3 protein-coding genes are annotated in these 2,873 nt (G+C 34.4%); 1 reads left to right on the top strand and 2 read right to left on the bottom strand.

The window, feature by feature from the left end:
* Positions 1-41: 41 nt before the first annotated feature.
* Together KPC_RS18810 and KPC_RS18815 are read right to left on the bottom strand one after the other, a co-directional pair.
* A complete protein-coding gene (locus KPC_RS18810) occupies positions 42-236 on the bottom strand; it encodes a hypothetical protein (protein WP_121975852.1) in 195 nt (64 codons plus the stop codon).
* 165 nt (positions 237-401) lie between these two features.
* Complete coding sequence (locus KPC_RS18815) at positions 402-770, bottom strand: aminoacyl-tRNA deacylase (protein WP_121975853.1); 369 nt, start codon at positions 768-770, stop codon at positions 402-404.
* A gap of 127 nt (positions 771-897) precedes the next feature.
* On the opposite strand from KPC_RS18815, the gene KPC_RS18820 reads away from it, so the two are divergent.
* Positions 898-2,121, top strand: coding sequence for a tyrosine-type recombinase/integrase (locus tag KPC_RS18820; protein ID WP_121975854.1), 1,224 nt, complete (start codon positions 898-900; stop codon positions 2,119-2,121).
* Positions 2,122-2,873: the final 752 nt, after the last annotated feature.

Raw genomic sequence — 2,873 nt, forward strand, 5'->3', positions numbered from 1 at the left:
TCTCTCAACAGAACATCCTAAATAATTTTTTGATTCATTAATTATTGATCTATGAGTTGACCGATCTCAATTTGAGTAAATCCTCTTTCTTTTAAAATCGTGATAATGGCAGCTTTATAAGCTTCCGAATCAGAAGTTTTATATTTTTGAGCTAATTGAAGATCTGTGTTCTCCTGAAGATCATGTTTAGTTTTTAATAATTCATTCATTAAAGCTGATTTGGTAAAATTGGGCATGCAGGTACTCATATTTCTATAGTTGTAGCGGCCCGACTACAACAGTTCCCTGCTTAAAGTTATTTTAAGCACCCACAAAAATTCTGCTCAAAAATGATTTTATTAGCAATAAAAGAAAAGTAACAAAATTCGTGGTTAAGAACCAAATGACTATCTGAGGTATTTTTATTCCTCTATGATATCTACAAAATTTGCACCCAAAACCTTAGTTAAATCCTGTGGGTTTACGCCGATATCCAAACCACGTTTACCACCACTGACATAGATCTTTTCTTTAGTTTCAGCAGTGTCATTAACAACTGTTTTTAAACGGTTTTTCTGACCTAAAGGACTGATCCCACCGACAAGATAACCTGTCAAGCGCTCAGCATCTTTAGGATCTGCCATATGTAATTTTTTACAACCTAAAGCACTGGCAACTTTTTTAAGGCTAAGTTGATAATTTACTGGCAATATTGCTACAAAATAGTTTTTATCATCTGAAGAAGCTATTTTTAAAACCTTAACAAATCTAGGAAAACTCACTATACCTATAAACTCAAAATAATTAGTAGCTTAACGAATTATCACCAACCTAAACAAAGTGTACAAAATCCATTTTTGTGAGTAAAATTGTGAGTAATTTTTTTTATTACTCATATTTTTTTATAGTTACTCACTCATGCTAACTGACACTAAAATTAAGAGCCTAAAACCACGTGATAAGATCTACAGAGTAGCTGATCATAATGGACTTTGCATAGAGATCCGACATAATGGCACAAAGTTGTGGCGTTATAGATACCGATTTAATGGTAAAGCATCAATGCTAAGTCTTGGTGAGTACCCTCTTGTCGGGTTGGCTGATGCTCGTAAGGCTAGGGATCAGGCAAAGTTACTCATTGAAGATGGTATAAATCCTGCACAAAATCGCAGACAAGAAAAAATAGAAGCACAACTATTAAATGCCAATACTTTCAAATTAGTCGCTAATGAATATATATACGAGATATTATCCAATAGATCGAATGGGTATATTAGTAAATTTAAAAAATCATTAGAAATAGATATTTTCCCAATAATTGGCGAAAAAAATGTAAAAGATATAACGTCAGCAGATGTCCTATTTATTATTAAATCAACCGTTTCACGTGTTAGAAAAACAGGAATAAGAGGAACTGGTGAGGTTACAGCAATGAATAACCAAAAGATTATAGGTGCTGTAATACGTTATGCCATTGCAACATTAAGAGCTGAAAATGACCCTACATATGCTGTACGTGGTGCAGTTGTTCGTCCTGAGATCGAACATGCAAGACCACTCACAAAAGACGAACAAAAACTCTTTAGATGTGGTCTGGATGAATTCAGAGGCTCTAATACGGTTAGAAATGCTTTATTGACTATGGCATATACAATGCTTCGCTCAATCGAAGTTAGGCGCATGAAATGGCGTTATGTTGACTTTGATGAAAAAATTATCACTTTCCCCATTTCAACGAGAAATAATAATCAAGAAAGAACGACGAAAAAGAATAGAATTCATCTGGTCCCTATGTCAGACCAATTATTTGATTTACTGAAAACCCAATTTATTGAATCTGGAAATAAAGAATTTATTTTTCCAGCAGTCTATAAGACTAGTAGTGATGGAATTGGCAATGCAACATTAAATGTTGCATTGAAAAACATGGGGCTTAAGACTGTGACTGCCCATGACTTTAGAGCCACTGCATCAACTATTTTAAATGAGCAAGATTTTGATGAAAATTGGATCGAAAAGCAATTAGCACATGTTGATCAAAATAAAACTAGAGCTTCCTATAATCACGCTAAATACATGGATCAGCGTAGAGATATGCTTCAGCAATGGGCTAATATTGTTGATAGTTGGAAGGATTTATAATGTACTCAAACTATAAATTCCCATCAAAAGAGCAATTAACACTAAATGCAGCACTTTCTTCTAAAAAATCAAATTTCTATTTATTGCCTTAACTGACATACATTTATCATTATATTAATTAAAAAAGCCGCTCTTTCGAGCGACTATGTTTATTTGACCAATCTTTTGAGTCCTGCCTGTACTATATCTGGAATCAGTTCACGGCTGATGCATCCACTACCAACAATATCCACGATATTTTCTTCATTCACTACATAACTGTCTTTAGGGATCAAATCCAGTTTTGGCATGGCATCACAATCCAAAACCATACGGATGCGAGTGTTATGCAGAAAATGTGTCATATAAGCTTTGCAGATTGTTTCCCGATTAAAATTTGGGTAGTTTTCTGGCATCTTTCCGCCAAGTCTGACGATTTCCTGATTGAGTTCGTTATGGTATTTGATGACTTTATAAGCCAGTTCTGTTTCGAGTAGTTCCAGGTTGTATTCTGCATTTGGCAGATGTGATTTTTCGCCGTGGTTAAAGTAGTTGTCTTCGAGTTTTTCAAATACTTCCCAAGCCTGATCTGTTTCAAGCATTTTGGCATGACGAGCTGCACCACGTTCTGTCCAGAGGATTAGCCTTGCAACATGTTTATTAACATAGTGACTTTTAGTTACCATGTCTGTTTCGACTTCATTAACATAATTCAGTTGAGAAACTATATTTTTAAACTCTCTTANCTTTTTTCCTTCAAGTTTAAAATAATG

The organism is Acinetobacter stercoris (genome assembly GCF_900323515.1).
GTDB classification, from domain to species: Bacteria; Pseudomonadota; Gammaproteobacteria; order Pseudomonadales; family Moraxellaceae; genus Acinetobacter; species Acinetobacter stercoris.

Excerpts from the sequence above, each read along its gene's own strand:
- KPC_RS18810 (WP_121975852.1), bottom strand. The coding sequence starts at position 236 with ATGCCCAATTTTACCAAATCAGCTTTAATGAATGAATTATTAAAAACT.
- KPC_RS18820 (WP_121975854.1), top strand. The coding sequence starts at position 898 with ATGCTAACTGACACTAAAATTAAGAGCCTAAAACCACGTGATAAGATC.